The sequence below is a fragment of the Bradyrhizobium sp. IC4060 genome, from assembly GCF_020193715.1.
Taxonomy (GTDB): Bacteria; Pseudomonadota; Alphaproteobacteria; order Rhizobiales; family Xanthobacteraceae; genus Bradyrhizobium; species Bradyrhizobium yuanmingense.
On the sequence record NZ_JADYVJ010000009.1, the window covers coordinates 275,510 to 302,474 of the forward strand.

Consider the following 26,965-nt stretch of genomic DNA (forward strand, 5'->3'; position numbering starts at 1 on the left):
TGACGCGTCTCCTCAGGATGAGGCTCATTGGGCGTCGGTGCCTGTTGAAACTGCTGCCGCGGACTCCGCCCTCATCCTGTGAGGAGACTGCTCAAGCGGGCGTCTCGAAGGATGGCCGCAGGGAAAAACTCTCTAATGCGATAGCCCTGCCCGCCAGCTTCGCTCTTCGGGCTGCGGCGGACAAGTCGCACTACCATCCTGCGCTGCTCGTCAGATCGGCCTCGTCTTCCCTCGGATGGCCATCGACCGCTTCAGGGCCTGCTGGGCATCGGCATAGCGGCCTTGATACTTGTAGAGACCGGCGAGGTTTTCCAGAACGCCGGCGAGATCCGGATGGTCAGGGCCGAGGGTTTTCTCGAAAGTAGCCGCCGACCGCTTGAACAGCCGCTCGGCCTCCGCGTTACGGCCCTGGCGCCCATAGAGCGCAGCCAGATTGTTCTGTGCCTGGGCGATGTCGGGATGATCCGGGCCGAACGCCTTCTCGGTCACCGCCATCGACCGCTTCAGCAGCCGCTCGGCATCGGCATAGCGATTGCGATTGATATAGGCGTCGGCCAAATTGTTCATCAGCACCGTGGCTTCGGGGTCGTCGGGACCGAGCGCCTTCTGCAGCACGGCGAGGCCTCGCTTGAACAGCGGTATAGCCTCATCGTATCGGCCCTGATGGCTGTAGACAGCGCCCAGATTGCTCAACGCCATCACGATCGATGGATCACCGCTTTTCTCGTGAATGGCGATCGACCGCTTGAGCACCGGCTCCGCTTCGGCGTAACGCTCTTCCGCACGGTAGAGATCGCCGAGATTGTTCAGCACCATCGCGACTTCGGCATGATTCGGACCGAGTGTCTTCTCGTCAATGGCCAGCGCGCGCTTGTACAGCGGCTCGGCAACGGCGTATTGGCCGAGATTGTAATGGATCGTGCCGAGGTCGTTCAGCGGCATCGCGACCTGCGCATCATCGGGGCCGAACTCCTTCTCGCGAAGGGCCAGCGACTTCTGGGCCAGAGGCAGCGCTTCCATGTACTTCCCGGCCCGATAAAGCTGCTTCATCTGCCGGGCCAGCGTGCCCGCCTCGTCCTCTTCGGCATGGGACGGCACGCCGAACGACAGACTCAAGGCAAGCGCAGCAACTGCAACGCAGATCGATGCTGTCAAGGTCCTCATCGCGCCTTCCCTCGTCGCGGCTATTGGGACTTACGCGCCATTGGTGCTCCCGGAAGCCGGACAGGTTCAATGCAACCGCGGCTTTCCGACGCGACCGACCGCGCCTGCGTGGCTATATGCCATTGGCAGGCGTCATCAATTCATCATTGCCCGAGCTGCTGCAGCACGGCAGACCATAACGCGAGCGGCTCCCTGAAGGCTCCGGGTTCGTTCGGCTTTTGACGAACGGCCGTGTGCACCATGACGAGCTTGGAGGCTGGATCGACCAGGATGAGCTGACCGCGAATGCCGATGAGGGCAAATCGGCGCTGCTCGCCGGGGAGGAGCCACACCTGATAGCCGTAGCCGAAATAGCGCGTGGCCACGCGCGGAGCGAGATGACCGTCCTCTGGCCTGACGGTCGTGGCATCCAGCAGCCACTGCCGGGGGATCAGCTGCCGGCCTTCCCAGGCGCCGTCATGGGCGAGCAACCGGGCCAAGCGCGCATAATCGCGCAAGGTCGCGTTGAAGCAGCAATAGGCGATCTCCTGCCCGCTGCCGTCGATCACCCAGGAGGCGTCCGCCTCGGTGCCGATGGGGTCCCAGATCCGGTCGCGGAGATAGTCGGCGACCGGCGTGCCCGTGGCGGCGCGCAGGACCAAGCCGAGTATCTCCGTTTCAACGCTGGCATAGTGGAATTTGGTGCCTGGCCGCGCGGTCCGCGTGTTGAACTGCGCGACGATGGCGGCGGGATCTTTCGGCGGGCCGGCGAACAAGGCCCGCCCAAGCCGGGCGATGTCGTCGTTCCCGTCATAGACTTCCGAGAATTCGACGCCTGACGACATGTTCAACAAGGCGCGGATGGACGTGTTGCCATATTCCGTGCCTGCAAGGCCGCCGACATAGGTCGAGACGAGGTCGTCGATCGACTTGATCCGTCCCTCCGAGACCGCGATCCCGACCAGCATGGCCACCAGCGTCTTGGCCATGGACATCGAGACAAAGCGGTGGTGGTCGGTCCGTGCATATTGATAATGCTCGTACAGGATGGTGTCGTCCCTGGCGATCAGGAGGCCCGTCGCCGGGTTGCGCTTGAGGTAGTCCGCAATGCCAAGCTTTTCGGTGCCAAGACTGTAGGTGACCTGTGGCTCCGGCGCGCGCTTGAATTGCCAGGGCGTCGTCGCGCGAGCGACCCGGCGCGAGGGATAGATCTCGCCGAAATGGCTGTAGCTGCCGACGAGCTTGTCGAGCGGGGGAGCGGCTCCGCGCGTGCCGACCGGATAGCCCTCAGCCGCACCGTAGAGCTCGGCATCGGGACCGCTATCCGAAAAGACCGGTCCCGGCGCGGCGGGCACGCTTCGGACGTCCTGCGCGCACGCCAGGGGCGACCAGATCGCGGAAGCAAAAATGACGGGCAGAAAAAGCCGGCGGCACCCGCGCGGCCTAAACGACGCTCCCCAGTTCATTGCACTTGCCTCCCCGCACGTTGGTGGGTGTGCGCTTCACGAGAACAACGTCGCAGCCTGGTGACGCGCGGCATGCTATCATTGCGGGCGGGCCGTGTCAGCCTGCGGTGGCAACCCGCCTTGCTCTCGCCCCGCGGATCAGTCACCATCCCTGCCGCGCACCATCAACAAGAGCAAAAGCGCCAAGGAAACGCATGAGCAAGCCGTCACGTTTCGACTATGGCTGGGTCGTTGTCGCCGCGGGCGCGCTGATGACCTGCATCGGGTTCGGCACGATGCTGTCGCTGGCGGTGTTCCTGCAGCCGATCTCGGAGGCGATGGGCTGGTCGCGCGCCGGGGTGTCGGCTGCCGCGACGCTGGATTTCCTCTTTATGGGATTCGCCGCATTCCTATGGGGCACGCTGTCGGACCGGTTCGGCACCCGCATCGTGGTGCTCTCGGGAAGCGTTCTGCTGGGACTAGGTCTCGTCACAGCGAGCCAGGCAGCAAGCCTGTGGCAATTCCAGCTTTGCTTCGGCGTGCTGATCGGGATCGCCGTGGGCAGCTTCTACGCACCGATGATGGCGCTCGCGAGCGCCTGGATCGAAAAGAACCGCAGCCTCGCGGTGGCGCTGGTCTCGGCCGGCATGGGCGTGTCCCCGGTGACGGTCGCGCCGGCCGCGAGCTGGCTGATCACGGCCTATGATTGGCGCACCGCGATGCTGACGATCGGCATCGCTTCGTGGGCGCTGTTGATCCCCGCCTGCTTCCTGGTACGTCCGGCGCCGCCAGCCGCTGGCTCCGCAACGACGGACGCGGCGCCAGAGGTCGAGATGGGCGCGGCGCAGGCGCTGCGCACGCCGCAATTCATCGCGCTCGCAGCGGCGCATTTCGCCTGCTGCGCGGCGCATTCCGGCCCGATCTTCCACATGGTGTCCTATGCGATGGTCTGCGGCATCGCTCCGCTCACGGCAGTGACGGTCTATAGCGTCGCCGGCGTCTCAGGCCTCGGCGGACGCCTGCTGCTGGGCGCGCTGGCCGATCGCATCGGCGCGAAACCCGTCCTTGTCGGCGGGCTGTTCGTGCAGGCGATGTGCATTGCGACCTATCTGGCGGTGGCGCAGCTCGGCGAGTTCTACGCGCTCTCGGTCGTGTTCGGCCTCGCCTATGGTGGGGTGATGCCGCTCTATGCGGTGCTGGTCCGCGAGTTCTTCGGCGCGCGCATTATGGGCACGGTGTTCGGTGCCGTGTCGGCCTTCGCCAGCCTCGGCATGGCGCTCGGGCCCTGGGCCGGCGGGATCGTGTTCGATACTTTCCAGCAATACACCTGGCTGCACGCCGGCTCCTTCGCGATCGGGCTTGCGGCGGTCGCGGTGGCGCTGAGTTTTCCGACGCGGCGCAGGCCATCGCTCGATCTTAGCCGCGCGACGGCGTGACACCGGACAGTGGCGAATACCGGATCTGACTTTGCATGATGGATTTCGCCTCCCTCGGTCATCCTACTTCCTGCCTTCTGGCACCGATTATCTTCGTGTACCATTGCCCTTGTGATCAGATCGTTCTGGCATCGCGAGAGGCCAAATGAGGCGGCGGACGTTTCTGAGCTTCTTGGGAATGACGGCGATATCGGCGCGCGAAGCCTTGGCCCAAAAGCGCGTTCCGGTCGTGGGATTCGTCGGATTTGCCACGCCGGAAATCGACAATGCGGTGCTCGTTCCGTTCCGGAAGGCGCTGGCCGAGCTGGGTTACGTGGAGGGCCGCACCATCGTCATCGAGGCCCACTCGACGGCCGGCGATGTGTCGCGGGGCCTTGCATTGATCGACGACCTCGTGGCCAGACAGGTGGACGTGCTGCTTTCGCCCGGCCCGGCCGCAGCACGCGCGATCATCAGGAAAACCAATATTCCCGTCGTCGCCGTGGCGCTGCCTGCGGTGCAAAGCGACCCTGAATTGTTTCAGAGCCTCGCGCGGCCGGGCGGCAGCCTCACCGGCTTCGCCGCGTTCGGCGAGGAGATGTCGGCCAAGCGCATCGAGATGATCCGGGAGATCCTGCCCTCGCTGAAGCGGATCGGCGTCTTGAACAATGCGACGGACCCGACCTTCAGCGCCTGGGGCGCGCAAACCATCGAGGAAGCACGACGCGCCGGGCTCGAACCGGTGCGCCTCGGACTGACGAGCGCATCGCCGGCGGCGGTTGCCGAGCAATTCAACGTGCTCGCGGGCGCCGGCGGCAACGCCGTGATTGTCATTCGCGACTACATGACCGCCGCGATGCAGGACGCAATTTGCCGTATCGGCATCGACATGAAGATCGCCGTCATCGGCCAGCAGAAGGAGTTCGCGCATGCCGGCGCTCTGATCAGCTATGGCGCCGACATCGGCGACCTGTTTCGTCGCGCCGCGGGCTATGTTGATCTGATCCTGAAGGGACAAAAGCCGGCAAATATGCCAATCCAGCTGCCAACCAAATTCGAACTGGCCGTCAATCTCAAGACCGCGCGGGCGCTTGGCGTGACGATCCCGCCCACCATCCTCGTGCTGACGGACGACGTGATCGAGTGACGGGTCGTTGAAAATCCGCCGATTGCCGCGCCGTGAGGCGGGCTCAAATCCAGTCATTCGCGAAGCTTCGGCGGAGCAGTTCATGGAATGCAGCATCCGGCCCGCGCTCGACGATGACGCCGCGGCCATCAGCGCGGTCATCTTGCGTGCGCTGCGCGAAACGAATGCAAGGGACTATACGGCGGAGATCATCGCGCGGATCGAGCCCAGCTTCGGCCCGGATGCCGTGCGCCGGCTGATCGGGCAGCGCACCGTTTTCGTCGCCACGATCGGCGGCCGCCTGGTCGGAACGGCAAGCCTCGACGGAAGCGTCGTCCGCACAGTCTTCGTTTCTCCGGACGTTCAGGCTCGCGGGATCGGCAAGCTACTGATGGCCGAGATCAAGCGCACGGCGCGCGAGCGGAACATTCCGTCCTTGACGGTCCCTTCATCGGTCACTGCAGAGACCTTCTATGCGCGACTGGGGTTCAATGCCGTGCGCGACAGCTATTATGGGGACGAACGCACGATCATCATGGAGCGGGTGCTCATCGAGCGGACCTAGACCTGGTCCACACCATGGCAATCGCCGCGGAGAGCCCGACGCGTGGTGGTAGTTCGAGCTCTTGCGGAACCCATCGCCGACGGACGGGCGCGAGTATCTCGCCGTTCTTGCCAGTTCTGATTAGTAAGCGCGAAGCCTGATGGTCCGGTCTCGATCTACCGATACGAGCTGAATTGCGCCAGTTGTGTTCGATGCACGATTTGTAGCCGCAACGAAAGTCGAGTCGCGCTTCGAAAAGTGGAAATTAGTTTTGCGACATAATCGTAATGACTCCGACGCAAAAAAAGAAAATAGGGTGCAATCAACAAGAATATAATGGGAGGAGCAGATGGATACTGCGGGTCGCCTGCGCGCGATGGCATTATTGTGCCGTCAGACAGCCGCGCGTCATCCGGATCGAGGTTGGAAACTACTCGCGGAAGCTGAATATTGGGAGCACTTGGCCAATGATTCGCCGCTCGAGCATGTCGACCATTGCTCGGTTCGCTCACCGCTTCACCGTGAGCACGCTATGATACAATCGGCCACGGCCGACGCGAGGTGAGAGCGAAACAGAATAATTTGTTAGCTTCTGTGTGCCTAACCTGAAGAGTGCCGCCCACCGCCGATGCGGCACATTGGAATGGGAATGCCGGCCCCGGCTGTTACCCCATCCTGCGGCTGGGGCCGTTTTGAACTTTCGCAGCATCGTTCAAACCCGATCCACAACCATGCTCAGAAGCATCGCTATAGCGCTCTTCGGAAAAGGCATCTTGTCTCGGCTCGATCGAGCGCTCTCCCATGGTCGCAATACTGAGGCTGCGCCCAGCCTTGTGCGGGACATCGGCCGAGGCTTCGGGCTGTAGGGCGCCGTCCACGCGCCTCGTCGATCAGGCAGCGCCTGCCCTACCGGCGACTATTTCTTCAACAATATTCCTTTCGCTCGCGCCATTCGCCTGACTGATCCGGCGTGGCGGCCCAGTTCGGCGGCAATCTTCGATACCCCAATGCCCTGCCGGGCCAGCGTGACCAGCCGTCGAACCTCCTGCTCGGCCCATTGCTTCGGCTTCGGTGTCTTCATGGTGCGACCCCACGACCGCACGACTTAACGACGGCAGCTGACGGTCCGCACTTGGGAAATTTACGGGTGGCGCGCCCGGGCCATTATCCATCCGAACCTCCAAACGGAAATTGACCGACGCCGCGCTGTCATGCGCCCCGGCCTTTGGCCTCGTTGTTGAGGCTGGTCAAGGCTGCTGGCGCCGGGCAAGGCGGGAGAGGCCGATGGGCGAAGCGCTGCGTTCTTAGATATCGTGGAGGCGAGCGGTCACGCCACCAGCGCGGCGTCCTCGTCGCGGTCGATGCCGCGCTGTGCGGCCAGCAGGCTGACGATCTCCGCATGCGGCCGGGCCTTGCTGAACAGGAAGCCCTGGCCCTCATGGCAGCCTTCGGCGCGGAGGCAGCTGAACTCGGCTTCGGTCTCGACGCCTTCGGCGGTGATGGTGACGCCGAGGCCCTTGCCGAGGCTGACGATGGACCGGATGATCGCCTGGGCCTCGCGGTTGGCCGCGAGATCGCGCACGAAGGACTGGTCGATCTTGATCTTGTCGAACGGGAAGCTGCGTAGGTAGCTGAGGCTGGAATAGCCGGTGCCGAAATCGTCCATGGAGATGCGCACGCCGAGCGCGCGCAGCGCATGCAGCGTCGCCAGCACCTGCGCGCTCTTCTCAAGGAGCAGCGTCTCGGTGATCTCGAGCTCGAGCCGGCGCGGCGCCAGGCCGGAATGTTTCAGCGCGTCAGTGACCATCGAGAGCAGATTGCCGCTGCGGAACTGAAGCGGCGACAGGTTGACCGCGACGCGGACGTCGTCGGGCCAGGCCGCTGCGTCGAGGCAGGCCCGGCGCAGCATCAGCCCGCCGAGCGGATTGATCAGGCCGGTGTCCTCGGCGACCGGAATGAACTCGGCCGGCGACACCATGCCGCGCTCGGCATGGGGCCAGCGCACCAGCGCCTCGAAGCCGGTGATGCGGCCGCTCGAGAGATCGATCAGGGGCTGGTAGTACGGCCGCAGCACGTCGTTCTGGATCGCGTCGCGCAGCTCGACCTCGATCTTGCGGCGGCTCTGCGCCTTCGCATCGAGCGCGGCCTCGAAGAAGGCGAAGCTGCCACGCGCGTCCAGCTTGGCGCGCGACAGCGCCATGTCGGCGCTCTTGAGCAGCTTTTCGGAATCCTCGCCGTCGCCCGGCGCCATCGCAATGCCGATCGAGGCGCCGATCACCACGGAATGGCCGTCGAGCAGATAGGGATCGGCAATGGCCGCCAGGAGGCGCTTGGCCAGCATCACCGCGTCCTCGGGACGGGCCAGCCCGCTCTGCAGAACCGCGAACTCGTCGGAATTGAGCCGCGCCAGCGCGTCCTCTTCCCGCAAGGTGGAGCGTAGTCGCTTGGCGACGCCGCGCAGCAGCTTGTCGCCGACCGCATGCCCCAGCGTGTCGTTGACCGCCTTGAAATTGTCGAGCCCCAGCATCAGGAGCGCGACCTTCTCCGAGCCGCGGCGCGTGTGCAGCAGCATCTCGTCCATCTGCTGCCGCAGCAGGCTGCGATTGGGCAGACCGGTCAGCCCGTCGTGCTGGGCCATGAAGGCGAGCCGCGCCTCGGCGCGCTTGCGCTCGGTGATGTCCATCAGCGCGAGCAGCACCGCAGGCCGGTCGGCATAAGTCAATTCGCGGGAATAGATCGCAAGGTCGATCAGCGCGCCGTCGGCCTTGACGTGCTTCCAGGTTCGGCCGGCCTGATCCTCTCCGGTCCCATCGACGGTCCAGGGCGGCTCGCTTTCGAACGCCTGCAAGGACCGGATCTTCAATCGCTCGAACTCGGCCCGGCTGTAGCCATAATGCGCGACCGCGGCATCATTGACGCCGAGGATGCGCTCGTCGTCCAGCGCGCAGACGATCATGGGCACGGGATTGCCGTCGAACAGCAGGCGGAACGAGGCCTCGCGCTGCTTGAGCTCGGTGATGTCGACGCGCAGGCCGACGACGCCGCCGTCATCGGTCAAGCGCTCGTCGATCAGGATAACGCGGCCGTCCGACAGCTTCTGCTCGTGACGCGCGCCGGGCTTGTAGAGCTTTTGCAGGCGCTCGGCGATCCAGGCTTCTTCATTGCCGATGGCCTCGGGATAGTCGCCGCGGGCGACGCCGATGCGCAGCGTGTCCTCGAGCCGCGCGCCTTCCTCGAACAGATCGGCGGTCTTGCTGTAGATCTCGGCGTATTTCTTGTTCCAGAGGACGTAGCGGCCTTCGGCGTCGAGAAACACGATGCCCTGCGGCAGGATGTCGATGGCCTGGCGCAGGCGCTCATGCGACTTGCGCGCCTTCGCGATCGCGGCTTCCGCCTCGGCACGGCTGCGCAGGATTTCGTCGTGTTCTGAAAGGGCACGGTGCGCGCGCGCGAAGCGCGGCTTGCGCGCCTTTTGGCCGGCGCGGGCAAGCATGCTTTGCTTTCGCTTTCTTGTTTTTCGAGACCCCAAACTCAACTTCACTCGTCCCAGTCGCATCCAGCGGTCGCAAGTTTTGAGGCAAGTGTCTGAAAAAAAAGTAATCTTAGCCAGCCGCGGCCTGCGCGCGGCGCGCTTACTGCCTGTTTGCGCGGCGTGGCGAGCGGCGGCAGGCGCCATCAGACTGAGTGCGGCGCCCGCAATCAATGAGCGATCTGGCGCAAAATTGCGCGCGCGCCTGAATCGGTTCCGAAATTGCGCGCGATTGCATGCGAACCGCAGAATTTTCTGCGCGCCGCGCACGAATTTTGGTCAATGCAGGATACGGTTATTACACCCTTAAGAAACGGCGGGTCGAGACGCGATTCGGGCGCGCTGCGGTGAGCCGACGGCTGGCTCGTCGCCTCGTTCTTAACCCTGGTGCAGCATTGGGCTATAAGAACGTCAGCATGAGTCGCCGCGGCATCACCCTCCTCCTGCTCTCGTTCGTCTGCCTGGGCGCCGGTGGCGCGCTGGCCCAGGACCGTGGCAGCATCAACCCGAAGCCGCTGCCGCCGCTCGCCAATCCCAACGACCCCGATCTCGCCGCCAAGGAATTGTTCGCGCGCAAGCTGCTGCCATCGAAGGGGCCGACCCACGTCATCGGCTCCTACACCAGGGGCTGCATCGGCGGCGCCGCACAGATGCCGGTCAACGGCGACAATTGGCAGGTGATGCGGCTGTCGCGCAATCGCAGCTACGGACATCCCGACATGATCGCGTTGATCAAGCGGCTCGCCGCGAAGGCGCACAAGGACGCAGGCTGGCCCGGCATCCTGGTCGGCGACATCGCCCAGCCGCGCGGCGGGCCGGCGCTGTCAGGCCATGCCAGCCACCAGATCGGTCTCGACGCCGACATCTGGCTGACGCCGATGCCGGACCGCCGGCTCTCGCGCGAGGAGCGCGAGGAGATGTCGGCGGTGATGATGGTGCGCCAGGACCGGCTCGACATCGACCCCAAGGTGTTCACGCCAAGCCACGTGCTGGTGCTGCGCGCTGCGGCGCGAGAACCCGCCGTGCAGCGCATCTTCGTCAATGCCGCGATCAAGAAGGCGCTGTGCCGCGAGGCCAAGGGCGACCGGGCCTGGCTGTCGAAGATCCGCCCCTGGTGGGGCCACGACTACCACTTCCACATCCGCATGCACTGCCCGGCCGGGGCCGGTGAATGCGAGGGCCAGCCGTCACAGGCAGAGGACGAAGGCTGCAAGCCCGCCGATCTCGCCTACTGGTTCTCCGATGCGGTGCTGCACCCCAAGCCGCCGCCCGAGCCGCCCAAGCCGAAGCCGCCGATGACGCTGGCGCAGATGCCGGGAGCCTGCAAGGCGGTGCTGCATGCAGGGGATGCGAAGCCGTAAGGGCTCGCCCCCGGGCTCGCGCTGCGCGCGCCCCGGGATGACGCATGAGGTTTGACCTTCCGAACGGGCCTGCTATCTTCGCAATTGCGAAACCCCATGCTGGCCGTAAGCCACCGTGGCGCCGTGGAACAGCGCGTCCGCCCGTCGCATCAGACCACCAACGCCAGATCTGCGCGTGCATCGTCCGCGCAAGCTCGCACGGAGCGCTGTTCATGATTCATATTGCCGGACTATTCACCGCCTTCGTCATCCTCGCGGGCGCGAGCCTTTCGTCGGCCGCTGCACAGGACAGGACCATCACCGTGTTCGCCGCCGCCTCGATGAAGAACGCGCTGGACGAGATCGACACTGCCTACACCGCCAGGACCGGGGTCAAGTTCAGCGTCAGCTACGCCGCTAGCTCGGTGCTGGCCAAGCAGATCGAGCAGGGCGCGCCGGCCGACGTGTTCGTCTCGGCCGACACCGACTGGATGGACTACGCGATCGCCAAGAAGACCATCAACGAGCCTTCCAGAGTGAATCTGCTCGGCAACAGCATCGTGCTGATCGCGCCGAAGGATTCCAAGATCGACAGTGTGACGATCGCGCCAGGTTTCGATCTCGCCAAGCTCGCCGGCGACGGCAGGATCGCGACCGGTGACGTCAAGTCGGTCCCTGCAGGCAAATACGCCAAGGCGGCGCTGGAAAAGCTCGGGGCCTGGCCGACCGCGGAGCCGAAATTCGCCATGGCCGAGAGCGTGCGCGCCGCGCTGACGCTGGTCGCCCGCGGCGAGGCTGTGCTCGGCATCGTCTATTCCACCGATGCCAAGGTCGAGCCGGGCGTGAAGATCGTCGGCACCTTCCCGCCGGATTCGCATCCTGCGATCATCTATCCGGTCGCGGCGACCAGCACCGCCAAACCGGAGGCGAACGACTATCTCGCCTTCCTGCGCTCGGCGGCGGCCAAGGCCATCTTGGAAAAATACGGCTTCAAGTTCCTGATCAGCCCCACAACCTGATTGTTGCGACCTGATTCTTGCAAACCTGATTTTGCAACCTGTTTTCTGCAACCTGATATGACGACTTGATGTTCGACATCTCTCCCGCCGAATGGACGGCGATCCTGCTTTCGCTCAGGGTCGCCGTTATTGCCACGCTGGTCGCGACGCCGTTCGGCATTGCGCTGGCGTGGCTGCTCGCGCGGCGTGATTTCTGGGGCAAGTCGGTACTCGACGCACTCGTGCACCTGCCCCTGGTGCTACCGCCCGTCGTCACCGGTTATCTGCTGCTGCTCAGCTTCGGTCGCAAAGGTCTCGTTGGCGGCTTTCTCGCCGACCAGCTCGGCATCGTCTTCGCGTTCCGCTGGACCGGTGCTGCGCTCGCCTGCGGCGTGATGGCGTTTCCGCTGCTGGTGCGGCCGATGCGGCTGTCGATCGAGGCGATCGACCGCCGGCTCGAGCAGGCTGCGGAGACGCTCGGCGCAGCGCCGTGGAAAGTGTTCTTCACGGTGACGCTGCCGCTGGCGCTGCCGGGCGTGCTCGCCGGCATGGTGCTGGGCTTTGCCAAGGCGATCGGCGAGTTCGGCGCCACCATCACCTTCGTCTCCAACATTCCTGGAGAGACCCAGACGATTTCGTCGGCGATCTATTCGCTGATCCAGACGCCCGACGGCGACGCCGCGGCGGGCCGGCTCGTGATCGTCTCGATCGTGCTCGCGATCGGCGCGCTGATCGCGGCCGAATGGTTCGCCCGCCGCGCCACGCAGCGCCTGCACGGGAATTGACCATGCTGCGCGTCGACGTCGAAAAACAGCTCGGCGAATTCTCGCTGTCCGCTTCCTTCAGCAGCGAGGGGCGCGTCATCGGCCTGTTCGGCGCCTCGGGCGCCGGCAAGAGCTCGCTGGTCAACATGATCGCCGGCCTGCTGCGGCCTGATCGCGGCACCATCGCGATCGACGGCGAGATCGTCGACGACACCGCGGCCGGCATTCACGTGCCCACTTACCGCCGCCGCATCGGCTACGTGTTCCAGGATGCGCGGCTGTTTCCGCATCTGAGCGTGGCGCAGAACCTCGACTACGGACGGCGGATGAACGGGCTTGCGCCCGACCCGGCGCAGCACAAGCGCATCATCGACCTGCTCGACATCGGCGCGCTCAGGGATCGCCGTCCCGGGAAGCTGTCCGGCGGCGAGCGCCAGCGCGTCGCGCTCGGCCGCGCGCTGCTGTCGAAGCCGCGCCTCCTGCTGCTCGACGAGCCGCTCGGCGCGCTCGACGAGGGCCGCAAGCTCGAAATCCTGCCCTATCTGGTGCGGCTGCGCGACGAGGCCAATGTGCCGATGGTCTATGTCAGCCACGACGTCGCCGAGCTGCGCCAGCTCGCGACGCAGATCGTGATGCTGAAGCAGGGGCGGGTGACGTCGTTCGGTGGGGTGAAGGTGCTGACGTGAACGGACCAACCCCGACTACCAGCCGCGGTCGACGTTTCGCACTTCGCCGGTCCGGGCATCCACATCGACCTCGATCCAGCGGCCGGCGCGGTCGCGGCCCTCAATCTGCCATTCGTCGCCGAGGAAGTTCGTGTGCGACACCGTCGCAACGCCAAGATCGGTCGCGACGTCAAGCGCAACCTGCATCGAGATCTGATCGCCGGTGTCGTAGGCCATCGCCGGCGCCGCTGCGCCCAGCACGAGGACAGTCGCGATCGGAAGGGCGAACTTTCGCATTGGCGTACTCCTGTCAGTCCAAACTTCTATACAGCTTAGAACGAGAGGCAATGCGGAGCGTTCCGGATCTGGATGTCACGAATCCGCGCAAAACTTCGGCGGTTGCGGCGATTTGGTGGCAGTTCCTCTTCGCAAGTCAAACTCCAGCGACCGAAGTCCAGACATCGGCGAGCTTCTTTCTCACGGCCTGCGCGCGGGTCAGCGGCGGCGGCGTTTCGTCTTCCTCCGGCAGACGCAGGCCGACGACGTTGACGCGGCCGCCGGAGATTGATCGTGCGACCAGCACGATCTCGTCCAGCGGCAGCTCGGCGCCCTCTTTCGGCGCGTGGTCGAGATGAACGTCGAAATAATCTGCCAGGGTCAGCTTGCCGTCGTCCTCGCCGACCTTCACACCGTAGATCGCGGCGAGCTCGGCGAGCGTGTGCTCGCCGGAGACCATGAAGTCGCCGAGCAGATGCGGATCGGGCGCGGTGCTCGGCTGCATGTCGACGAAGAAACGGTCGAGCGCTTCGGCCTTTTCCGGCGGCGCCAGCAGATAGATGTAGTCGCCCGGTGCGATCGGATCGGCCTCCGTCGGCGTCAGGATGTGCTCGTTGCGGATCACCAGTGTCGGCTTGGACCAGGACGGGATCAGGCCGCGACGGAAATACAGGCTCTTGGGCCGCACCGGATAGCCGACCAGCTGCTGCTCGAGCTGGCCGGGCAGATCGAGCTCGACGCGGCGGGGGCCGCGGTCGGCGCGGGGCAGCGCCACGTGCAGCTTGCGCGCGGCCGGCGCCAGGGTCCAGCCTTGCAGCAGAAGCGAGATGATGACGACGACAAAGGCCACGTCGAAATAGAGATAGGCCTTGGGCAGCCCGACCAGCATCGGGATCGAGGCCAGGAAGATCGCGACCGCACCGCGGAGGCCCGTCCAGGCGATGAAAATCTTCTCACGCCAGTTGAAGCGGAACGGCGACAGGCACACGAACACCGCGAGCGGGCGCGCCACCAGCATCAAGACCAGCGCGACGGCGACCGCTGGCAGCACGCTGGAACCCAACCGGCTCGGCGAGACCAGAAGGCCGAGCAGCACGAACATCACGATCTGCGCCAGCCAGGTCGCGGCGTCGAGGAACGTCACCACCGAATTATGCGCGCGGGTCGGCCGGTTGCCGATGATGATGCCGGCGAGATAGACCGCGAGGAAGCCGGAGGCGTGCATGATCTGCGAGCCGCCGAAGATCACGAGCGCGGCCGTGGTCACGAAGGGCGCATGCAGGCCCTGCGGTAGGGCGACCTTGTTGAGCGCGATGACGACGAGGCGGCCGCCGATGACGCCGACGACGGCGCCCAGCACCGCCTCCTGGATGAACTCCATCAGCACATGGCCGGGCGAGCTGGTACCGACCGAGATGTATTCCACCAGCATCAAGGTGAGGAAGATCGCGAAGGGATCGTTGGTGCCGGATTCCGCCTCCAGCGTCGCGCCGACGCGCGGGCGTAGACGCAGGCCCTGGGTGTGCACCAGGAGGAACACGGCCGCAGCGTCGGTCGAGGCCACCACCGCCCCGACCAGCAGCGACTCCGACCAGTTGAGGTCGAGCGCGTATTTGGCGAACGGCGCCGTGACCAGCGCGGTCAGCAGCACGCCTGCGGTCGCGAGCACCACGGACGGCGCAAGCACGGTGCGGATGCTGGCAAAGCGCGTGCGCAGGCCGCCGTCGAACAGGATCAGGGCGAGCGCGACGGAGCCGACCAGATAGGTGGTGCGGACGTCGTCGAACTGAAGCTGACCTGGGCCGGAATCGCCGGCGAGCATGCCGATGATGAGGAAGACGAGCAGCAAGGGCGCGCCGAAGCGCAGCGCCAGCAAGCTGGAGAGGATGCCGGCCATGACGAGGACGGCGCCGAGCAATATGGCGAGACTGACGGAATCGAGAGAGGCCATCCACCTTCCGGGTAAAAAATCGCTGGAATTTCATCCTTATCGTTGGTGGACTCGCGCGCCAACCCATTTTCGCGCTTCGCGGCAATCTGCCCGTGTTTTACGGCCTTAACGCGCTTCACTTCACGGTGTATCGATGGCCCGGCCGCGTCCTTTGTGGGATTGTCCGGCGCCCTCGAATCAATTCCTCCCCGCTTGCCGACGAGACCCGATGGACATGGACCTCAAAGACTTCATGGAGCTCGTGCAGACCACCGCACGCAGCGTCGGGGCAGAATTCTCCTCACCCTGGTTCTACCTGCAATTCGGCCTCATCCTGGCCGCCGCCGGCATCGCCTATGCCGCGGAGGCCGCTATTCGCAGCCGTGTCGACCTGACCTCGCTGGCGATGCGCTGGCCGCTGCCGCTCCGGCATTTCGTCCGGGTCATGGTCGCCAGCGCCTCGACGGCGGTGTTCACGCTGCTCGTGATCGTCTCGCGCGTGGTGATGTATCACGCGACCTGGCCGAGCCGCTCCTATCTGCTGATGGTCGCAGCCAAGCTGGGTTTCGCCTGGCTGGTGATCCGGCTCGTGACCTCGGTGCTGCGCAACGCCTTCATCGTCAAGCTGGTGTCGATCACGGCATGGTTCATCGCCGCGCTCTCCATCGTCGGCCAGCTCGATGCGACGGTCGACCTATTGGATTCCTTCGCGATCGTGCTCGGCGGCCTCAGGCTGACCCCCCTCCTGGCGCTGAAGGCCGGCGCGCTGCTGCTGATCGCGCTCTGGCTCACCAACATCGCCAGCAATTTCGCCGAGAGCCGGATCAATTCGACCACCGACCTGACGCCGTCGGTGCAGGTGCTGCTGGTCAAGATCATCCGCATCGGGCTGCTCACGGTCGCCATCGTGATCGCGCTCGGCGCGGTCGGAATCGACCTGTCGGCGCTCGCGGTGTTCTCGGGCGCGGTCGGCGTCGGCATCGGAATCGGCCTGCAGAAGATCGTCGCCAATTTCATCTCGGGCATCATCCTGCTCGCCGACAAGTCGGTGAAGCCCGGCGATCTCGTCACCATCGGCGACAATACCGGCCGCATCAGCGCGATGAAGACGCGCTATATTTCCGTCGCTGCCGGAGACGGGCGCGAATTCCTGGTCCCGAACGAGGATCTGGTGACGCAGAAGGTCGTCAACTGGACCTATACCGACAAGAACACGCTGGTGAAGATCGCCTTCGGCACCAATTACGACGCCGACCCCAAGCTGGTTTGTACGCTCGCCGCCGAGACCGCCGCCGCTCATCCGCGCGCGCAGAAGGGCAAGCCGCCGACCTGTCTCCTGACCGAGTTCGCGGAAGCCGGGATGAAGTTCTCGCTGACCTTCTGGATCGCCGACCCCGACGGCATGGACAAGGTCAAGAGCGACGTGATGCTGGAGCTATGGGACGCCTTCAAGCGCGAGGGCATCCGGGTTCCCTATCCCGTCCGCGAAATCCGTATCCGCGGCGGCGCCCTGCCGGTGGAAACCGCCGTGGAAGTGCCGAATTAGGTCACTTTCACCCCCCAAGCAGGCCCTTCGGCTTGCATGAAGCCTGCCAATCATTAGATTGGGGCCTGAAATCAAGCCTTTCCACCGACATCGAGATCAGCCCGAGAAGACCTGACACGCATGAGCTACGTCGACGCCACCGAGACCTCCCTGCGCAAGACCGGACAGATCAAGCTGCACGGGCCTGCCGCCTTTGCCGGCATGCGCAAGGCGGGCGCGCTGGTGGCCAGGTGCCTGGACGAGCTCACCGACATCGTCGGGCCGGGCGTGCCGACCTCCAGAATCGACGAATTCGTCCGCGACTTCGCCTTCAGCCATGGTGCCTATCCGGCGACGCTGATGTATCGCGGCTACCGCTACTCGACCTGCACCTCGCTCAACCATGTTGTCTGCCACGGCATGCCCGGCGACCGTCCGCTGAAGGAGGGTGACATCGTCAACATCGACGTCACCTTCATCGTCGACGGCTGGTATGGCGATTCCAGCCGGATGTATGCGATCGGCCCAATCGCCCGCAAGGCCGAGCGGCTGATCGAGGTGACCTATGAAGCCATGATGCGCGGCATCGCCGCGGTGAAGCCCGGCGCCACCACCGGCGACATCGGCCACGCCATCCAGAGCTTCGTCGAGCCGCAGGGCATGAGCGTGGTGCGCGATTTCTGCGGCCATGGTTTGGGACGCATGTTCCACGACGAGCCGAACATCATCCATATCGGCCGGCCCGGCGAGGGCGTGCAGCTCAAGCCCGGCATGTTCTTCACCATCGAGCCGATGATCAATCTCGGCAAGCCGCACGTGAAGATCCTGTCCGACGGCTGGACCGCGGTGACCCGCGACCGCTCGCTGTCGGCGCAGTTCGAGCACTCCGTCGGCGTAACGGCGACCGGCGTCGAGATCTTCACGCTGTCGGCGCGGCACGGCGAGAAGCAGATCGGCGCCTAATCGCGTTGGCCTAACGCCGGCGGCGGAATGACGACGGCGGCCGCTTGTAGGTCGCGGCAAAAGCGTCGTTGAATCTGCGAATACTGCCGAAGCCGGCCGCAAACGCAATCTCCGCCAGCGTCATTCCTGTCTGGTCGATCAGGCGCTTGGCTTCTTGCACGCGGCGGGTCGCCGCGATCTCGCTCGGGCTTGCGCCGGCGTGGCGCATGAACAGGCGGAGCAGGTGACGCGGCCCGACGCCCAGAGCTTCCGCAAGCTCCGCCATGGTCGCGCGGTCGAGAAAGCCGTCATTGATCAGGCGCATGCCGCGCGCAACGGTGGTCGCCGTCCCCATCCAGGCCGGCGAGCCCGGCGCGGCTTCGGGCCGGCAGCGCAGGCACGGGCGAAAGCCGGCCCGCTCGGCGGCGGCCGCGGTCGGATAGAAGGTGACGTTCTCAGAGCGGGCCGGACGCACCGGACACACCGGCCGGCAATAGATCCGCGTCGAGCGGACGCCTGAGAAGAACAGGCCGTCGAAGGCACGCGCACGCGCCAGCCTCGCCCGATCGCACGTGTCCCAGTCGAGATGCGGTGGCAGCGTCTGCCGGTGTGCCGAGCCTGTCGTCATGGCGCAATCATAATTTCATGGCGCCCCGCCGAGTAGCTGAATTCGGACGCGACCGGGCGATGAGGTCCGAATCCAGCCAGCCCACAGCGCCGCTCCGGATCATGGTGTCGATGGATCCCGGAGCAGATTGCATGAGCACGCAGGCGCGACAGACGACATCACGGCAAACCGGCCTGGCTTTCGAGACCGGACTCCTGCTGCTTCTCGCCCTGATCTGGGGCAGCTCGTTCACGCTCATCAAGGTCGCGCTTCCGACGATTCCGCCCTTCACGATGGTCGCGGCGCGGGTGACGATCGCAGCTGTTCTCTTGATCATGATCGCTCTCGCGCAAGGGCACGCCCTGCCGCGCCAAGGGCCGGTGTGGGCGGCTTTCGTCGTGCAAGGGCTGCTGCAAAGCGCGCTGCCCTTTACCCTGATCAGTTGGGGCGAGATGCATATCACAAGCGGCCTCGCCGGCGTGCTCAATGCGACCCCGCCGATGTTCGTGCTTGCGATCGCGATGTTGACCGGACGCGGACGAGAGACGATCAGCGGCCGCAAGATCATCGGTGTTGTGCTGGGCCTAGTGGGCGTCGCCCTGACCATGGGGGTTGATGCGCTCTCGGGGATCGGCGCCGCCGCGCCGCTGGCGCAGGCCGCCGTCCTGGCTGCGAGCTTCTGCTATGCGCTCGCACCGATCTGGGGGCAGCGGTTCGCGGGCCTTCCCGCGATCGTCACGGCAGCCGGCGCGATGAGCTGCGCCGCGGCGCTGATTCTGCCCATCACCGCCGTCCTCGATCGACCCTGGACGCTAGTGCCGACGACGCAGGCGATCACGGCGGTGCTCGGCCTTGCGATCGTCTGCACCGCGCTCGCCATGGTGATCTATTTCCGCCTGATCCGCACGCTCGGCCCGCTCGGTACGACGAGCGGCAGCTACCTGCGCGCCGGCTTTGCCGTAGCGCTCGGGGCCACGCTCCTTGGCGAAAGCTTCACCTGGTCGATACTGGCCGGCATGATGCTCATCGTCATCGGCGTCATGGCCATAGCAGCTCCCGTGCGGAAGGCCTGAGAGCAGTGCAATTGTCGATTGAAAAATTCCGTCGGCAAGGCAATGCTGGCGGCCGATGCCCGCGAAGCCTGACCACGACAAGAGCAAGCCTGACGACGCGCCGCACTATCTCGGCCATCGCGAGCGGCTGCGCGAGCGCTTCTACAGCGCGGGCGCGGATGCGCTGAGCGACTACGAGCTGCTCGAGATGGCGCTCTTTGCCGCGCTGCCGCGGCGCGACACCAAGCCGCTGGCGAAGACGCTGATCAAGACGTTCGGCTCGTTCGCCGAGGTCGTGCATGCGCCAGTGGCGCGCTTGCGCGAGGTCGAGGGAGTCGGCGAGTCCGCGATCAACCAGCTCAAGCTGATCGCAGCTGCCGCGCATCGCGTCGCCAAGGGCGAGGTCAACAGCCGCAACGCGCTGTCATCCTGGAACGAGGTGATCGCCTATTGCCGCACCAGCATGGCGTTTGCCGACAAGGAGCAATTCCGCCTGCTCTTCCTCGACAAGCGCAACCAGCTGATCGCCGACGAGGTGCAGCAGACCGGCACGGTCGACCACACCCCGGTCTACCCGCGCGAGGTGATCAAGCGCGCGCTGGAATTATCCGCGACTGCGCTGATCCTGGTGCACAACCACCCCTCCGGCGATCCCTCGCCCTCGCAGGCCGACATCCAGATGACCAAGGCGATCATCGACATCGCAAAACCGCTCGGGATTGCCGTGCACGACCACATCATCGTCGGCAAGAACGGGCATGCGAGCCTGCGCGGGATGCGTTTGATCTAGGCACGAGATTCACGCCCTTCACGGAATACACCGGCCACGAATAGGGTCCTCGGGACACGTTGAGATATAGACATGCCACGCCTCCCTGGTTTTGACCGTGTTGTTGTCCCGGAGGCAAAGATCGTGAGGTATTTGTTGAACGTCAGCCATCCCGGCGGCCGCTCAAAAGCTCGTTTCCTCGAAGGATTCGGTTTCAGCGCCCAGAACTGGCCTCTCTTGCGCGACGCCATCGTAGCGCACGCTAGAGCAAACGACATCACCAGGTCACATAGATCGCAATTCGGAACCAAATACGAGATCGACGGCCCATTGCAGACCCCACAGGGTCGTACTCCGATCGTCCGTGTGGTATGGTTCGTGGAGCCTCAGGAAAACGTCCCACGCTTGGTGACCTTGGTACCGAGGAGGATTGGTACTTATGATCAATGAATTGGACCTTGTCGTATTGAAGCGGGATGTGCCTTCCGAGCGGCTAGCCGCCGGCGACGTGGGCACCGTCGTTCTGGTGCATCAACAAGGCGAAGCATTCGAGGTGGAGTTCACGACGCTGTCGGGGGATACGGTTGCCGTCGTGACTCTCGACGCGTCCGACGTGCGTCCCGTCGAGGCGCGCGAGATTGTCCATGCGCGCGCAGTCAACTGATCCAATGCCGACGTGCATCCGATGACCGCTCGGCAACAATACTGCTGACAGCTGCCGGTCCTCACGGCTTCACCGAACGCGAGGACGCGCTTGGCGATGCCGAAATCTCCCAACGGAATCATCTCTTGCGTCAACAAGATGCCCCGTCTGCAGGTTGTGCCTCACGTGGCGCCATCCGGCGGCAACCAGTGTTAGGCCACCTACTGCCGCAGCATGATCAGGGGATCGGCGGTGTCGGGGACGCGGCGCCATTGCGCGTTGTCGTCGGCCTCGAACTGCCAGGCTTCGCCGGATTTCGACATCAGGATGATCTGGCCGCGCTCGAGGCGCCATTGCGTCGGGTTGAACTGCGCGATCGTGGCGTCGCATCTCGGCTTGAGGAAAACCTGGAAATTGTCCGCATCAGCCTCGGTGTTGGTCAGCGTCAGCCCGCACACCGGCTGGCCGTTGCGGCGCACCATCGACCAATCGCCGATCATCTGGTCCATCGACTTCGCCATCGAGCGCGCGGCGGCGAGATCCTGCAGGATGTAGACGCCCTCGCCCTGGCGCAGGCCCTCGAAGATACCGGCCTCGACCTCCGTGAAGTCGATCACGGCTTCGCCGGTCGCATCCTGCAGGCGCACGATATCGAGGCCCCTCACGCTCCAGGCCACGATGTCCTTGGTGAAGGGCAGCGCGGTCTTGCAGGACGGCTCCAGCTCCAGCTTGAAACCCTGGCCTGCCGCGTCAGCCTTCAGCGTGACGACGCAGGTCTTGCTGCGCTCGGTGGTCGAGAGCTCCCATTGTCCGGGCATCTGCTTCTTCAGGCTCGCCGCATCCTGCGCATGCGCGATGCCGATCGCGGCCAAAAGGGCCGCGACGGCGAATGCGAGAACCCGAAGAACTCTCATCAGCGCCCCTTGACCGGCGTTTCCGCAACCGGCGTCAGCGGCGCCTTGCCGGCGAACCAGGCCTTGAGATTGTCGACCACGAGCTGGTCCATGGCGTTGCGCGTCACCACCGAGGCCGAGCCGATATGCGGCAGCAGCACGACGTTCTGCATGGTCTTGAGCTCGTCGGGCACGTTCGGCTCGGCCGCGAACACGTCGAGGCCGGCGGCGAGAATGGTGCCTGACTTCAGCGCCTGGATCAGCGCTGGCTCGTCGATCACCGAGCCGCGGGCGACGTTGACCAGCACGCCGCGCGGGCCGAGCGCCTTGAGCACCTCGGCATTGATCATCTTGTTGGTGCTGGCACCGCCGGGCACGATCACAACAAGCGTGTCGACCGCTTTCGCCATCTCGATCAGGTCAGGATAGTGCTTGTACGAGACGTCCTTGGAGGGATTGCGGGAGTGGTAGACCACCGGCACCAGCGAGGCATCTAACCGGCGCGCGATGGCCTGGCCGATCCGGCCCATGCCGACGATGCCGACCTTGCGGTCGCGCAGCGAGCCGACGCTGAGCGGATAGTTCTGGGTCTGCCAGAGCCCGGAGCGGACATAGCGGTCGGCCTTGATGAACTCGCGCAAGGTGGAGATCAGAAGGCCCATCGCGACGTCGGCGACCTCCTCGGTCAAGACGTCGGGCGTGTTGGTCACGATAATGCCGTGCTCGGCCGCATATTTGGCATCGATGTGGTCGTAGCCGACGCCGAAGCTCGCCACCATCTCCAGCTTCGGCAGCTGCGACAGCGAGTCCTTGTCCGCGCGCACGGTGTGGTAGGTCACCGCGACGCCGCGGATCTTGTCGCGGACCGCCGGCGTCAGCCGCTCGAGATCGCCGCGCGTCTCCGCCTTGTGCACGACGAAATGATCGGAAAACCCGTTCTCGAGGATCGGCCGCACCGGCCCATAGATCAGAAGGTCGATCTTTTCGGACGAAATCGAACCGGCAGCCATCAGTTTTCCTTTCCAAGCGCGCTCTCATGCCAGCGCCGTAAAACGAGGTGGGAAACTAGCGCCAGCACCCCATAGATGACAATCCCGGCCAGCGACAACAGAAGCAGCGCGGCAAACATGCGGGGTATGTTCAAGCGATAGCCTGACTCGGCGATCCTGTAGGCGAGCCCGGAGCCGGCGCCGGCCGTTCCGGCCGCGATCTCGGCCACGACCGCGCCGATCAGCGACAGGCCGCCGGCGATGCGCAATCCGCCGAGAATGTAGGGCAGCGCCGCCGGCAGCTTGAGGAAGCGCAGGGTTTGCGGCTTCGATGCGCCATAGAGCTGGAACAGGCCGGCGAGGTTGCGGTCCACCGAGTTCAGCCCGAGCGTGGCGTTCGACAGCACCGGGAAGAAGGCGACGATGAAGGCGCAGACGACCACCGCGGTCTGCTGCTCCAGATAGATCAGCAAGAGCGGCGCGATCGCGATGACAGGCGTCACCTGCAGCACGATTGCATAGGGGAACAGCGAATATTCCACCCATTTCGACTGGTTGAACAGCAGCGCCAGTGCGATGCCGCCGATGCTGGCGGCGACAAAACCTTCGAGCGTGGTGACAAGCGTGGTCGCCAGCGATTGTGACAGCACCGCCCAGTCCTTGATCAGTGTCAGCACGATGACGGAGGGCGCCGGCAGCACGTAAGGCGGGATCTCCCTGATGCGGACCACGAGTTCCCAGGCAAAGAGGCCGGCTGCGAAGACGATGACGGGCAGCACGAAGCGCATCGCGCGTTGCGCGCCGGACGATTTTGCGGGCACGGGAGCTTGAGCGTTCATAGCGTCGACTGCCCCGAATAGGACGGCGCCAGCGCGGCCGACACGCGTCGGCAATAATCGGAATAGGCCGTCGAGGTGCGAAACTCCTCGCCCCGCGGCTCGACCGTCTCGATGCGGATGTCGGCCTGGATGCGGCCGGGGCGCGCCGTCATGACGACGACGCGCTGCGACAGATAGACGGATTCGAACACCGAATGGGTGACGAAGATGACGGTCTTGCGTAAGCCTCGCCACAGCGCCAGCAGATCGTTGTTGAGGCGGAAGCGCGTGATCTCGTCGAGCGCGGCGAACGGCTCGTCCATCAGGAGGATATCGGGATCGGTGACAAGCGCACGCGCCAGCGACACCCGCATCTTCATGCCGCCGGAGAGCTCGCGCGGAAAGGCATCGGCGAAATCAGCAAGGCCGACGCTGGCCAGCGCCGCGTCGGCACGCGCGCGCCCCTCCGCCTTCGGCACGCCGCCGAGCTTTAGCGGCAGTCGCACGTTCTCGCGGACGTTGGCCCAGGGCATCAGGGTCGGCTCCTGGAACACGAAGCCGATGCCGTGACCCGGCTGCGGCACGCCCTCGTGCCGTGCCACTCGCACCGTGCCCGACGACGGCGCGCTGAGCTCGGCGATCAGCCGCAACACCGTCGACTTGCCGCAGCCGGAGGGTCCCAGCAGCGAGATGAACTCGCCCTTGCGGACGGCTAGGTCGAACGGGCCGAGCGCCATCACGCCGTTGTCGTAGACTTTCGTCACGCCGCGCAGGCTGACGGCGAGAGCCGTCAGGCTGGCCTCGACGGTAGATGAGGCCTTGTGCTCGATCATCGATGGCCGGCAGCTGTGGGCATCGGTCGAGCAGCGTCCCTCACCTCTTCCCGACGGGGAGAGGTCGGCGCGTAGCGCCGGGTGAGGGGCCTCAGGTCCCACGAGAGAGCGTAACCCCTCACCCGCATCGCATCTTGTGATGCGATGCGACCTCTCCCGTCGGGAGAGGTGTAGAATGCCGAGCCACCTACGCCTGACCTCACCATGCGTTAGGGCTTGTTCGGGCCCAGCTCGACGCCGACGCCCTTGTTGACGAAGCGCAGCGTGTAGGATTTGCGGTAGTCGAGATCCGCCTTCACGACCCCAGCCTTGACCATCTTGTTGAAGAAGGAGGCGTAGCGCTCGTCGCTCATCGCGCCGATGCCGTTCTTCAAGCTGTCGCCGGAATCGACGATGCCGTGCTCCTTCATCTTGGCGACGGAATAGGCCAGGAGATCGTCGGTCATCTCCGGGTTGAGCTGCTTGATCAGGGAGTTGCCGGCGGAATTGTCGCGGTACATGTAATTGTACCAACCGATCATGGAGGCATCGACGAAGCGCTGCACGAGGTCGGGCTTCTTCTCGACGATCTCGCGGCGGGTTTCGATCAGCGTCGAATAGGTGTTGAAGCCGTAATCGGCGAGCAGCAGCACGTTGGGCTTGAAGCCGGCGGCCTTCTCCACCGCGAACGGCTCGGAGGTCACGTAACCCTGCATCGCGCTCTTCGGGTTCGCGATGAAGGGCTGCGGATTGAAATTATAGGGGCGGACGTTCTTCTCGCTGAAGCCATATTCGGATTTCAGCCACTGGAAGTAGCTGGTCATGCCTTCCTTGGAGACAAACAGCGTCAGCGGCTTGAGGTCCTCGATCTTGGCAACCTTGGCATCAGGCTGCGTCAGCATCACCTGCGGATCCTTCTGGAACACCGCGGCGATGGTGATGACGGGAACGTTGTTGGCGACGGCATCGAACGACATCAGCGTGTTCGCGGCCATGAAGAAATCGATCTTGCCGGCGATCAGCAGCATCCGGTTGTTCTCGTTCGGGCCGCCGGGGACGATGGTGACGTCGAGGCCGTATTTCTTGTAGGTGCCGTCGGCGACCGCCTGGAAGAAGCCGCCATGCTCGGCCTCGGCGACCCAGTTGGTGCCGAAGGTGACCTTGTCGAGCGTTTGGGCGCGCGCCGGCGCAAAAGAGGCGAGAGCGGCCAACAAGCCCGCAACTAGCGCTCGCCGCAGATGAAAGGGGGTCATAATGGCACTCCGTCGATCGTGGCTGGCCCAATCGCGTCTGGTCCGGGTGAAGGCAACGCGATAGAACCGCATGACATCAGGGGATGCGAGCCGCCCGGGCCCGCATCCCCTCAAACCGCAAATTACGTGACAAATTCGGGCAAGGAAACCTCGATGACGCCCTCCCGCGACTGGATCGACATCGACTGGGCTGATGCGAGCCCCGGCGAGGTGTCGCGCTGGATCGCGGTTTTGCCGCTGGCGGCAACCGAGCAGCACGGTCCGCATCTGCCGCTGACGACGGACGTGCTGATCGCGGACGCCTACCTCGCACGTGTGCGCGAACTGTTGCCCGCCAGCGTTGCGGCGACCTTCCTTCCGGTCGAACGGGTCGGGATCTCCACCGAACATATCGACTATCCCGGCACGCAGACGCTGCCGACTGAAATCGCGCTGAGGAAATGGGCAGCGATCGGCGCGGACGTTGCACGCCGCGGCGTTAGGAAGCTCGTCATCGTCACCAGCCATGGTGGCAATAGCGCAGCCATGATGCTGGTTGCGCAGGACCTGCGCGCGCATCACAAGCTGTTCGTGGTGACGACGTCGTGGTCGCGGCTCTCGGGCGCGGACAAATTGTTCCCGGCCGATGAAGTGCGGCACGGCATTCACGGCGGCGCGGTCGAGACCTCGATCATGCTGGCGCGCTATCCGGATCAGGTGCGCAAGGATGCGATCGCCGATTTTCCCGCGAGCAGCATCGCGATCGAGCAGCAATATCGCTGGCTGTCGACGCAGCGGCCGGCGCCGTTCGCCTGGCAGGCGCAGGATCTCAACACCAGCGGTGCCGTCGGCAACGCGACGCTGGCGCAGCCAGAGAAGGGCGAGCAGCTGCTCGATCAGGGCGCGACGGCGTTCTGCGAGCTGCTGGGTGAGGTCGATAACTTCGACGTGAACAGGCTTGCCAAGGGTCCCCTCGGCTAGGGGGCATCTTCCTGGATTCATTCAGGAAAGATCTATTCTTCGCGAGCGCATTTGCAGTCTTCGAACCGGACGCGAGCAGCCTCCGTCCAACTGGGCACGCGGGCCACAACGGACCGCCTCAACCCCGGATGGAGTTTCACATGTCGATCAAGACCAAGATTGCCGCCGCAGCTCTCGCTGCTCTCACTGTTGCCGGCAGCATCGCATCCACCACCACCTCGGCCGAAGCCAAGCAGCCCGGCTGGGTCTGGGGCGTCGGTGCCGGCATCGCCACCGCCGCCGTCGTCGGCTCCGCGATCGCCGCCAGCAACGATCCCTATTACCACGGCTATCACCGCTGCGGCTGGGTCGCCCAGTACAACGCCTTCGGCCAGTACGTCGGCCGCGTTCGCACCTGCTACTGATCTGAGTATCTGAGGCCGATCTCCACGTGGATCCCGCGTCCGACACGGGCGCCTCATCCACCCCGTGTCGGACGCGGGATCCACGTGGAGATCGGCCTCAGATACTCAGATCAGTAGCAGGTG

The 26,965-nt window shown here is 64.8% G+C and carries 26 protein-coding genes; 14 read left to right on the plus strand and 12 right to left on the minus strand.

Annotation, left to right across the window (positions count from 1 at the left end):
- Positions 1-210: 210 nt before the first annotated feature.
- Together I6F16_RS26820 and I6F16_RS26825 are read right to left on the minus strand one after the other, a co-directional pair.
- The gene (locus I6F16_RS26820) at positions 211-1,164 is read right to left on the minus strand and encodes a tetratricopeptide repeat protein (protein ID WP_225114595.1); all 954 of its coding nucleotides are present in this window, start codon (positions 1,162-1,164) and stop codon (positions 211-213) included.
- A 143-nt stretch (positions 1,165-1,307) separates the two neighbouring features.
- Entirely contained in the window at positions 1,308-2,498 is a 1,191-nt protein-coding gene (locus I6F16_RS26825; RefSeq protein WP_225114596.1) for a serine hydrolase, read from the minus strand.
- Between the two features lie 305 nt (positions 2,499-2,803).
- Here I6F16_RS26825 and I6F16_RS26830 point away from each other — a divergent pair, with 305 nt between their 5' ends.
- From I6F16_RS26830 to I6F16_RS26840, 3 genes are all read left to right on the plus strand, one after another.
- Positions 2,804-4,024, plus strand: coding sequence for an MFS transporter (locus I6F16_RS26830; protein ID WP_036026423.1), 1,221 nt, complete (start codon positions 2,804-2,806; stop codon positions 4,022-4,024).
- 178 nt (positions 4,025-4,202) lie between these two features.
- Positions 4,203-5,150 carry an ABC transporter substrate-binding protein gene (locus tag I6F16_RS26835; protein WP_036014208.1) on the plus strand — a complete coding sequence of 316 codons (948 nt, stop codon included), beginning with the start codon at positions 4,203-4,205 and terminating at the stop codon, positions 5,148-5,150.
- Between the two features lie 82 nt (positions 5,151-5,232).
- Complete coding sequence (locus I6F16_RS26840) at positions 5,233-5,694, plus strand: GNAT family N-acetyltransferase (RefSeq protein WP_036026450.1); 462 nt, start codon at positions 5,233-5,235, stop codon at positions 5,692-5,694.
- An 895-nt stretch (positions 5,695-6,589) separates the two neighbouring features.
- On the opposite strand, the gene I6F16_RS26845 is transcribed toward I6F16_RS26840, so the two are convergent.
- Both I6F16_RS26845 and I6F16_RS26850 read right to left on the minus strand, forming a co-directional pair.
- Positions 6,590-6,754 carry a helix-turn-helix domain-containing protein gene (locus tag I6F16_RS26845; protein ID WP_162130849.1) on the minus strand — a complete coding sequence of 55 codons (165 nt, stop codon included), beginning with the start codon at positions 6,752-6,754 and terminating at the stop codon, positions 6,590-6,592.
- A gap of 246 nt (positions 6,755-7,000) precedes the next feature.
- A complete protein-coding gene (locus I6F16_RS26850) occupies positions 7,001-9,166 on the minus strand; it encodes an EAL domain-containing protein (RefSeq protein ID WP_225174152.1) in 2,166 nt (721 codons plus the stop codon).
- 452 nt (positions 9,167-9,618) lie between these two features.
- On the opposite strand from I6F16_RS26850, the gene mepA reads away from it, so the two are divergent.
- The 4 genes from mepA (at position 9,619) to modC (ending at position 12,990) form a co-directional block, all read left to right on the plus strand.
- Complete coding sequence (gene mepA / locus I6F16_RS26855; protein WP_225174153.1) at positions 9,619-10,563, plus strand: penicillin-insensitive murein endopeptidase; 945 nt, start codon at positions 9,619-9,621, stop codon at positions 10,561-10,563.
- A gap of 212 nt (positions 10,564-10,775) precedes the next feature.
- A complete protein-coding gene (gene modA / locus I6F16_RS26860; RefSeq protein WP_225174154.1) occupies positions 10,776-11,561 on the plus strand; it encodes a molybdate ABC transporter substrate-binding protein in 786 nt (261 codons plus the stop codon).
- Between the two features lie 68 nt (positions 11,562-11,629).
- Positions 11,630-12,325, plus strand: coding sequence for a molybdate ABC transporter permease subunit (gene modB, locus I6F16_RS26865; RefSeq protein ID WP_225174155.1), 696 nt, complete (start codon positions 11,630-11,632; stop codon positions 12,323-12,325).
- A 2-nt stretch (positions 12,326-12,327) separates the two neighbouring features.
- The gene (gene modC / locus I6F16_RS26870) at positions 12,328-12,990 is read left to right on the plus strand and encodes a molybdenum ABC transporter ATP-binding protein (protein ID WP_036014214.1); all 663 of its coding nucleotides are present in this window, start codon (positions 12,328-12,330) and stop codon (positions 12,988-12,990) included.
- Between the two features lie 15 nt (positions 12,991-13,005).
- Here modC and I6F16_RS26875 read toward each other — a convergent pair whose 3' ends face one another.
- Together I6F16_RS26875 and I6F16_RS26880 are read right to left on the minus strand one after the other, a co-directional pair.
- The gene (locus I6F16_RS26875) at positions 13,006-13,266 is read right to left on the minus strand and encodes a PepSY domain-containing protein (RefSeq protein WP_036014215.1); all 261 of its coding nucleotides are present in this window, start codon (positions 13,264-13,266) and stop codon (positions 13,006-13,008) included.
- Positions 13,267-13,402: 136 nt separating this feature from the next.
- Positions 13,403-15,196, minus strand: coding sequence for a potassium/proton antiporter (locus tag I6F16_RS26880; protein WP_036026415.1), 1,794 nt, complete (start codon positions 15,194-15,196; stop codon positions 13,403-13,405).
- 208 nt (positions 15,197-15,404) lie between these two features.
- Between I6F16_RS26880 and I6F16_RS26885 the strand changes: the two genes are divergently transcribed.
- Both I6F16_RS26885 and map read left to right on the plus strand, forming a co-directional pair.
- A complete protein-coding gene (locus I6F16_RS26885; protein WP_036014217.1) occupies positions 15,405-16,721 on the plus strand; it encodes a mechanosensitive ion channel domain-containing protein in 1,317 nt (438 codons plus the stop codon).
- A 120-nt stretch (positions 16,722-16,841) separates the two neighbouring features.
- Entirely contained in the window at positions 16,842-17,663 is an 822-nt protein-coding gene (gene map, locus I6F16_RS26890) for a type I methionyl aminopeptidase (RefSeq protein WP_225174156.1), read from the plus strand.
- Positions 17,664-17,673: 10 nt separating this feature from the next.
- Here map and I6F16_RS26895 read toward each other — a convergent pair whose 3' ends face one another.
- Positions 17,674-18,270 (minus strand): Ada metal-binding domain-containing protein, encoded by a 597-nt coding sequence (locus I6F16_RS26895; protein ID WP_225174157.1) that lies wholly within the window; start codon positions 18,268-18,270, stop codon positions 17,674-17,676.
- 131 nt (positions 18,271-18,401) lie between these two features.
- Between I6F16_RS26895 and I6F16_RS26900 the strand changes: the two genes are divergently transcribed.
- The 3 genes from I6F16_RS26900 (at position 18,402) to I6F16_RS26910 (ending at position 20,734) form a co-directional block, all read left to right on the plus strand.
- Positions 18,402-19,322 (plus strand): EamA family transporter, encoded by a 921-nt coding sequence (locus tag I6F16_RS26900; RefSeq protein ID WP_225174158.1) that lies wholly within the window; start codon positions 18,402-18,404, stop codon positions 19,320-19,322.
- Positions 19,323-19,377: 55 nt separating this feature from the next.
- Positions 19,378-20,091 (plus strand): DNA repair protein RadC, encoded by a 714-nt coding sequence (gene radC / locus I6F16_RS26905; protein WP_225174159.1) that lies wholly within the window; start codon positions 19,378-19,380, stop codon positions 20,089-20,091.
- Positions 20,092-20,509: 418 nt separating this feature from the next.
- The gene (locus I6F16_RS26910; protein ID WP_225174160.1) at positions 20,510-20,734 is read left to right on the plus strand and encodes a DUF4926 domain-containing protein; all 225 of its coding nucleotides are present in this window, start codon (positions 20,510-20,512) and stop codon (positions 20,732-20,734) included.
- Between the two features lie 200 nt (positions 20,735-20,934).
- Here I6F16_RS26910 and I6F16_RS26915 read toward each other — a convergent pair whose 3' ends face one another.
- The 5 genes from I6F16_RS26915 to I6F16_RS26935 form a co-directional block, all read right to left on the minus strand.
- Positions 20,935-21,627: an AprI/Inh family metalloprotease inhibitor gene (locus I6F16_RS26915; RefSeq protein ID WP_225174161.1), complete on the minus strand. Its 693-nt coding sequence runs from the start codon at positions 21,625-21,627 to the stop codon at positions 20,935-20,937.
- Positions 21,627-22,616: a 2-hydroxyacid dehydrogenase gene (locus tag I6F16_RS26920; protein ID WP_036045480.1), complete on the minus strand. Its 990-nt coding sequence runs from the start codon at positions 22,614-22,616 to the stop codon at positions 21,627-21,629. Before I6F16_RS26920 ends, I6F16_RS26915 begins: the two co-directional genes overlap by 1 nt.
- Positions 22,616-23,434 carry an ABC transporter permease gene (locus I6F16_RS26925; RefSeq protein WP_225174162.1) on the minus strand — a complete coding sequence of 273 codons (819 nt, stop codon included), beginning with the start codon at positions 23,432-23,434 and terminating at the stop codon, positions 22,616-22,618. Before I6F16_RS26925 ends, I6F16_RS26920 begins: the two co-directional genes overlap by 1 nt.
- The gene (locus I6F16_RS26930) at positions 23,431-24,246 is read right to left on the minus strand and encodes an ABC transporter ATP-binding protein (protein WP_225174163.1); all 816 of its coding nucleotides are present in this window, start codon (positions 24,244-24,246) and stop codon (positions 23,431-23,433) included. Before I6F16_RS26930 ends, I6F16_RS26925 begins: the two co-directional genes overlap by 4 nt.
- A gap of 209 nt (positions 24,247-24,455) precedes the next feature.
- Entirely contained in the window at positions 24,456-25,478 is a 1,023-nt protein-coding gene (locus I6F16_RS26935) for an ABC transporter substrate-binding protein (RefSeq protein ID WP_225174164.1), read from the minus strand.
- A gap of 153 nt (positions 25,479-25,631) precedes the next feature.
- On the opposite strand from I6F16_RS26935, the gene I6F16_RS26940 reads away from it, so the two are divergent.
- The gene (locus I6F16_RS26940; protein WP_036026447.1) at positions 25,632-26,438 is read left to right on the plus strand and encodes a creatininase family protein; all 807 of its coding nucleotides are present in this window, start codon (positions 25,632-25,634) and stop codon (positions 26,436-26,438) included.
- A gap of 140 nt (positions 26,439-26,578) precedes the next feature.
- On the plus strand, positions 26,579-26,842 hold the full coding sequence (locus tag I6F16_RS26945) for a hypothetical protein (protein ID WP_036014244.1): 264 nt from the start codon (positions 26,579-26,581) through the stop codon (positions 26,840-26,842).
- Positions 26,843-26,965 lie beyond the last annotated feature (123 nt).